This window comes from Desulfovibrio litoralis DSM 11393, assembly GCF_900143255.1.
GTDB classification, from domain to species: Bacteria; Desulfobacterota; Desulfovibrionia; order Desulfovibrionales; family Desulfovibrionaceae; genus Frigididesulfovibrio_A; species Frigididesulfovibrio_A litoralis.
In genome coordinates this window covers 76,034-83,642 of sequence record NZ_FRDI01000012.1, presented here as the reverse complement: position 1 = coordinate 83,642, position 7,609 = coordinate 76,034, and the positions used below count along the sequence as shown (strand labels likewise).

8 protein-coding genes are annotated in these 7,609 nt (G+C 35.0%); all 8 read right to left on the bottom strand.

From position 1 onward, the window contains the following. The coding region (locus tag BT999_RS10395; RefSeq protein ID WP_143145548.1) for a hypothetical protein at nt 1–248 on the bottom strand (248 nt) is incomplete at its 3' end. Nucleotides 249–1,410: 1,162 nt separating this feature from the next. Next, entirely contained in the window at nt 1,411–1,776 is a 366-nt protein-coding gene (locus tag BT999_RS10385) for an MmcQ/YjbR family DNA-binding protein (protein ID WP_072697725.1), read from the bottom strand. 346 nt (nt 1,777–2,122) lie between these two features. Then, complete coding sequence (locus BT999_RS10380) at nt 2,123–2,590, bottom strand: NfeD family protein (RefSeq protein WP_072697724.1); 468 nt, start codon at nt 2,588–2,590, stop codon at nt 2,123–2,125. Between the two features lie 30 nt (nt 2,591–2,620). After that, entirely contained in the window at nt 2,621–3,589 is a 969-nt protein-coding gene (locus tag BT999_RS10375) for an SPFH domain-containing protein (RefSeq protein ID WP_072697723.1), read from the bottom strand. Nucleotides 3,590–3,791: 202 nt separating this feature from the next. Then, the gene (locus BT999_RS10370; protein ID WP_072697722.1) at nt 3,792–4,640 is read right to left on the bottom strand and encodes a metal ABC transporter permease; all 849 of its coding nucleotides are present in this window, start codon (nt 4,638–4,640) and stop codon (nt 3,792–3,794) included. A gap of 205 nt (nt 4,641–4,845) precedes the next feature. Further along, complete coding sequence (locus tag BT999_RS10365; protein ID WP_072697721.1) at nt 4,846–5,199, bottom strand: hypothetical protein; 354 nt, start codon at nt 5,197–5,199, stop codon at nt 4,846–4,848. Between the two features lie 2 nt (nt 5,200–5,201). Next, nucleotides 5,202–5,804, bottom strand: coding sequence for a DUF8043 domain-containing protein (locus BT999_RS10360; RefSeq protein ID WP_072697720.1), 603 nt, complete (start codon nt 5,802–5,804; stop codon nt 5,202–5,204). Nucleotides 5,805–5,893: 89 nt separating this feature from the next. Beyond that, on the bottom strand, nt 5,894–7,606 hold the full coding sequence (locus tag BT999_RS10355; protein WP_072697719.1) for a glycosyltransferase family 9 protein: 1,713 nt from the start codon (nt 7,604–7,606) through the stop codon (nt 5,894–5,896). Between the last annotated feature and the right edge of the window lie 3 nt (nt 7,607–7,609).

The following is a 7,609-nucleotide window of genomic DNA, read 5'->3' as shown; positions in this document are numbered from 1 at the left end:
GCAAGAAGCCAAGCCCTTTTTGCTGTCATGCATAGTGCTGAAATTATTATAACGGGCAAAGTAATTATCAACAAAAGCACTGCCCAACTACCCATATATAAAGCACGCATGCTTACGATTAGTGCTTGAACAATAATCATAGCGTGGATCAACGTATAAACTTTACCCGGTTGCGGGATAAAAGAAATTAGAGCTTTTAGTGAATCTATAAATACGTTATTTTGAGTGTTTTCTTTTGAGTCAGGCATAATTTTACTCCTAAATATTTTTATGAGATTTTTCAATCGTTAATTTGTTGTGTGTTTTTAGCTTGTTTCGTTATTTTTAGAATTAGATAAAAAATAAGCTTCTGCTTCTTTTGATGTTTTTATGTAATATATAAAAAGTGGCAACGGGGCTTGTTTTAGAACTATCTGCAACATTGTTGCGACTTGCGAAAAATACATGGGTAGTTCGTGAATGCCGAATAATAAAGGACTAACGATTAACAAGCCGAGCGGAACTAAAAAAGAGTAAGTAGTTAATATTAAAAGACAAATTAAAGCTCCCCTTTGTTTTTGTTTGAAAATAAAATAAATTATCAGTGTGTACAAACAAAGAAACAAAGAAGGTTCAGCCAAGAGTAAGGCGGGGTGTATAAAATCAAGATTGATATTTTTTATATAGAAAAATATTGTTCGTAGAAGTAATATATTTTGCCAAAGAAAATAGGAGGCTAAAACAATAACCCCAAAGGGGAAGTATCTGTTAAACAATTTTATAGTAAGAGAACGATATTGTCTTTGTCTGATATATTGATGCACAATTATAGATAACAAGCTGTATATATAGAATAATATTATTAAAACATCATTTGTACTAATTGAAAAAAAGTTAACTTTTTTCATTTGCAACAGGAGATTAATCTTTAAAATTATTAGAAAAACGCCCCCCAACAAAGCACCAAAGAGAGCTATTCTCCAAAATCTCGTAACAGCCGTCAAACACAATAATGAACATATTATTATTGCAAGATTAATATACAACCCCAAAAATGTTAAATAGTCCGAATATAAATCTTGTAATTGTTTAAAATCTAGGCTGCTTATATCAAAAATACTTGAGTCTAGGCTTTTAAAATATATGGTAGGCAGTAAAATAATTACCCCTTGTAAGATCAGTGCACTATGTAACCATATATAAATTTTTCCGGGTGGTGGAATAAATAACAATAAAGACTTGATAAACGGAAGCTGTAGTGCTTTTTTGTTTTCAGATTCGGTCATATTTAACTCAGGGTTTTTTATTGTATGAAAATATTATGACGTATTACACTAATTTTACAGTAATTTTAATGCCAAATTGAGAAGCTAAAGCTGATGTGTTCAAGTAAAGTGAGATTCAAAAAATCATAAAGTAAAAGTTTTTAGCTTATTCCACGATTTCTTTAAGCTCTTTTTGCAACTTTTTACTTAACCCATTAAAAATTAATAGATAAGACTCGTCAATCATTTCTTTTAAGAGCTTATCAGGTACGTTACCATCAAGAAATACAGAGTTCCAATGCATTTTATTCATATAATAACCCGCAATAATATCAGGATTTTCTTGGCGTAGGCTTAAGCCGTAATGCGGTTCTGTTTTTAAGGTGATAATTTCTCGCCCTTGATTATCTTTTCCGCATAAGGCAAACATTTTATTGCCCACAAGATATCTGGTTGCATTCCATTCCGCTTTAAAATCTTTGATACAAGCTTGTTTTGCCTGGCAATATTCATCTAACCAAGGATACTTCATAAATCTACTCCATTAAAGACAATTGCAAAACTCTGTTTCGCGTGCTTTTATCATCGTTCTATGCTCTGTATGCACATAGCATAAAACGTCTTAAGTCACAAAACCCACTCATTTTACAGGAAAATTAAATTTTCCTTATTCGTGGTTTTTGGAGTGTCTTTCTCGCGAAAGCCACTTTGAGCCTATTGTGCAATAGTCTCATTGTTTGATGCTCTGTATGAACATAGCATAGTTTTCATACACAAAAACCACCTTGAGGCTGTCGTGCAATAGTCTCAAATAAAATACCCACTGTATAAAAAAATAACAGTGGGTATTTTGTAACAATAACTTTAAAAATTAAACCTTAACGATATTCAATAAAAGGTTCTACAATAAGTTTTCCGTTTGAGAGACTGATTATTTTAACTTTCGAACCAACCGGCAAAGACAAGTTATTGTCTTGAGCGTAGACAGTCCAAATTCCATCAGCTATGCGAGCTTGGGCGACTCCGTCTTCCATTTTGTTTTCCAAAACAATCACTTCGCCCAAAAGATATTGTAGTCTGTTACTAACATCAACATTTAGCCTTTTGTCTTTTACTTTTAATTTTTTTAAAACCAAACGTCCGATAATAACGAACAAAAAGCCAAAGAGAGCAAACATAAATAATTGAGTATTTAGACTAAGCTCAAACAAATAAACCAAAAACCCCGTAATAATTGCGGCGATTCCGATAAATGCCAAAAAAGTTCCCGGAACGAAAAGCTCAAAAATAATTAAGGCAATACCAAGGCTTAACCAGATATGGTGTGATTGAAAAGCTTCGGGCATAATGAAAAATCCTTTATTATATAGCCGTCGTTATTTGTTGTTTTTTACAACGTCAGTAACGGTTTTTGAACTTTTGATCAATTCGCTGATTCCGGCAATAGAACCAAGTACATTGGTTAATTCAACAGGTAGAATTGTGGTTTTATTGCTCGGAGAGGCGGCTAACGTTTTTAGAGCGTCCATGTATTTTAGGGAAACGAAATAGTTTATCGATTGGGTATTCCCGTTATTTATTGCCGCAGACATTAAATTGGTGGCTTCGGCTTCGGCTTCGGCGTTAATCGTTCTTGCTTTAGCATCACCCATGGCGGCGGCTTCAACGGCTTTAGCGTGAAGCTCGGCGGCTTTTAATTCACCTTCGGCTTCTTGAATGCGGGCAAGCTTACTACCCTCAGCACGGCGTATAGCGGCATCTCTATCACCTTCGGCTAAAAGAACAGCCGCTCTTTTTTCACGCTCTGCCTTCATTTGTTGGTGCATGGCTTCTGATAAACCTTGAGGCAACTCAATATCTTTAATTTCAACACGGGTAACTTTAATTCCCCAAGGCTCGGTGGCTTTATCGATAACATCAAGCAATCTGACGTTAATTGAATCACGGCGAGATAAAGATTCGTCTAAGTCCATTCCCCCCATAACCGTTCTGATATTTGTCGTGGCTAAATTTACGATTGCCCATTCTAGGTGGGAAACTTGATAAGCCGCTCTAACCGGGTCGATTACCTGAAAAAACAAAACAGCATCAATCTTAACATTGGCGTTGTCTTTAGTAATAGCGTCTTGTCTTGGAATATCCAAAACTTGTTCCATCATATTAAGCTTACGCCCGATAGAATCGACAATAGGAATAATGATATTTAACCCGGGTTGTAAAACGCTTAAAAAGCGTCCAAAACGCTCAACCGTATAGTTATAACCTTGGGGAACGGAACGCACGCCAAGCATAACTAATAAAACTGCTAAAACTACCAAAATAATTAAGGTATACTGAAGATCCATTTAAACACCTCAAAGTGAATTTTATAAATTTTTATTTCATTATTAAACACAAATACTATTGTTAATATTGTTCAAAAGTCTGTAAAAAGCAAGTAAAAACCATAAATATGATTAATCGAAGACTTTTTAACGAATATTTATACAAATTATTGCTTAAACTTTTAAGGCAAAATTTTCTCTAAAATTATCTTGCCCCAAACTTTTAATTAGCAAAAAAATATTTTTTTACGCCAAAAAACAAAAGAGCTGAAAGGCTGGCAACGCCGACAACCGCCGCCCCCGGAGAAAGGTTAAGCATGTATGATAAGATTAATCCGATAATTGCAAAACAAACCGCAAAAATAGCCGATAAAAACATGCTGAGCCATAAAGAATGTGAAATAGTTAAGGCTAAGCGGCTGGGAATAGTCATTAATGCCATGACTAAAATCAAGCCGGTTAAGCGTATGAGCATAACAACAGTAACCGCAGCTAAGGCAATAAGCAATAAATATAAGCCGTCAACCGGCAAGCCTTTGGTTCTGGCAAAATCTTTATCTAATGAAACAGCCCATAAACCTTGATGGAAAACAAGTATAAGTAAAAAGATTATTAAAATCAAAATAGACATTGTAAACAATTCTGAAGTAGAAACGGTGATTATACTACCAAACAAAAAGCCCATAAAATCGCCGGAAATCGAACCGCTTAAGTCAATTAGGATAATGCCGAGAGCCATTCCCGCCGCCCAAAAAATACCTATAGCCGTATCTGAGCGTGTTTCTGTGAGGCTTCTTGGTTCGTTTTTTTTGCCAAGCGATAAAAAACCCATTAACAAAGCACTTACTAAAGTAAAGATCATTGTTACGGGAAAGACTGCTAAGTTTAAAAAAAACGCCAAGCCAATTCCGCCATAGGCAACGTGGGAAACCGCACCGGTTAAAAAAGAAAGGCGGTTAATTAACACCAAAGGACCAAGAAGCCCACAGGCGATTCCGGCTAAAATTGCCGCCAAACAAGCGTTTTGTAAAAACGAATAAGTGGCTAGATTTTGAAAAAATTCAATAAGCATTTTATGACTTTTATTTAAAATAAAAACTATTTACAAGAGTATTAAAGTATATTTTTGGGGAAAGGCATTTTAAAAATCACGTAAAACCGAGTTTGCCGATCGTCTTGAAGAGAAAATTTAACCTATTTAATTCTATATAAAAAAAGTCCTTTAGACAACAGTAAAAAACTGCCGTATAAAGGACTTTGAAAATGATAAATAAAGATTAACCTTGGCGTATAAAACCGTCAGAGTTCGAATGTTTTTTCAGGCTATAGTGATAGCCAGACATACGAGCACCTTCTTGTTTAACAACTTTAATATCACTGCGTAATTGTTCTACTGTGTTTGTTGCTGCTTCAATTAATAATTCTTGAATTTTACTCATAACAAGGAATTGTTCTTGTAATTTGTCTGCTTGGTTTTTCTTTTTATATTCCCAAGCTCGTTGAATCAATTCGTGGCGTTTTCTAGCCAAGAGTACAATATTCTCAGAATCATCGCCTGATTGAATCAGTTCCAATTCTTCGTAACCAAGCTTAATAGCTTCTTGCATCAACTCAACACTATCAAAACTCATTTCTAACCTCGTGCTTTTTCAATTTCTTTGGACAAATCTTCAAGAATTTGATTCCAACCCACACAAACAGGGTTAAATTCATATTCCAAGAGGTCTGACAATAAAATCCAGTCTTCATTTTCTATCGCTTCAATCAGTTCTTCCAATACGCTCGTAAATTTGTTTGTAAAGGTACTAAAGCTTTCAATATGAGCAGTTTGAAATTGTTCTCTTAAAACAGCAATCATGTTTAAGAAGTTACTGGTAACAGTAAAAAGATCTTGAATCATCAACAAGGCTTCGTCATTTTTCGCAGCTCTGAGGTCTTGGGCGATTTTAATGCTTCCACTTTGTAAAATGCTAATAATTTTAAATAATTCAGTTGTAACATCACCGGCAAAATCAAGTTGAGAAACTGTTTTAAGCTCAATACGTTTAATTTCATTTGTTTCAAAGTCTTCTGCCTGATGAGGGTAGATTTCTGAAAAAGCTTCGTCATTCACAATAACATCAGTTACGATTCTCTTGGACAAGGCTTCGTCTTCCATCACTTTAACAAGTATTTCTTCCAAGTTAGAAAAATTTTCTATACAAATATTGCTTTGACAACCATCAATAACTATCATGAACACAGCCTCCTTAAAGCTAGTATCTGGTAGGAACTTATTTCCATGTTCAAGTCTAGCAAGAATAGTGCCATATTTTTAAAAATAGCTTATTGGTCGTTTATTTGCTCAAGAGATTTTGTTATCCCTATAAAAATATTATAATAATTTTTAGCTAAGTTTAAAACGTACGTTAAGTCGTTTGCGTTTTGTTGGCTTTCTTCCAACCATAAATTTCCAAACGAAGAAAAATAGAGGCTATTTGTTAAAGAGCCTTGAAGACGTTGCCAAGTCGCCAAAAAACGGCTTTTTATAAGAGGTAATGGGTTAGTTAGCAACATTTTTCCCTGTTCATGAAGTAAAAGAAAAAGAGCGGAGTAGTTTTGACTCTCTTTTATAAGTTCTTGTTGTAACTCTTTATTTTCTTTTAAACTTATAAGAAAGTTTTTATCATTTAAAAGGCTAAGTTCTTCTTGTCCTCTTCCGTCAAGAAGTTGACGGTGGAAAAAGCTAAGTAGCAACCATAAAATGTTGCGTTTTTCCTTTTGGTGTTGTGAAAGAGAACTAAGCGTTAAAAAGCCATTGTTATCGGGGGTTGCCTTCCAAACTCTGGCTTCGCGGGAATAGTCGTTGCAAGATAAAGGCTGATTTTCGCCCTTAAGCTTATTTAACGCCAAAGAAACAACAAGTTCCGGTGAAATACTGTTGCGACATTTATATTCATGTTGGCAGCTTGTACCAAATTCACAAGGGTGGCATTCTAAATCAGGTTCCAGAGAATAGGCGTTTTCAATATAAGGGCCTGTGTCCCTCGCTTGGGCGGTTGCTAAAAAAATAGCAATAATTTCAACGCCGAGCCCGGCGGCAAGGTGCATGGTTCCCGTGTCATTAGTAATAAGTAACTTAGAATTTTTTAAGGTTAAAGCAAGCTCTTTAAGGTTGGTTTTTCCACATAAGTTAATAAAAGGAGTATTTTCGGAATATTTTGCGTATTCTTGGCTTAAAAATTCTTCTGCTTTGGTTCCCAAGATAATTGGACAAAGGTGTTCTTCTTCCCAGAGTCTTTTTCCTACTTGTGCAAAACGTTCAACCGCCCAACGTCTAAACTCGGTGCTTGCACCAAGCTGTAAACACACAAAACCTTGAGCTTGAGAGCGTATTTCAGCGGGCAGTTGTTCTGATAAAAAACCTTTATTAAGAGTTAGGTCGCTGTCTAAAGGGTCTTTTAAACGATTGTTGAGTATTGTTTTAGGCGTGTAAGTTTCTTTTTGAAGTGAGTCAATACTGCGAAAAAACACATCTACAATATTAAAAGAGCTTTGTCCTCTCGACTTAGAACTTGCCATTAAATATGATGCCCAAGCTGTATTTTTTCCAAAACCAAACTCATCTATAACAAAACCGTTTGTTTCGCTCTCTATACCTTTTTTTTCCAAATGTAATTTGATAAGATGTAATAAAAGGCGTGCGGATAAAGTTGGAGTTAGGTTAATTAACAATATTTTGTTTTCGGGCTTATTTTCAGGTTTAAGTAAAAGAGATTCGCTTAATTTATTAAGCCACGTTTCAATGGCGGCTAACGCCAACATCCAGCCACTTTCTTTTTCTGTGACATTAATTTTATCAAGACGAGCCAAAAGATGCGAACCATTAAAAGATACGATATTATCTATCGCTTGCATCAGTTCCGTGGTGTTGAGAAAGTTATCTAAACACACCAAAGTTGTTTGATATTTATTGTTTTTTTTTAAAGCGTTAAAGACGGCTTGAGTTTGTAAAAGGTCTCCAAAACGTCCAAAATTAATAATAACGGCATGTTGCATTGA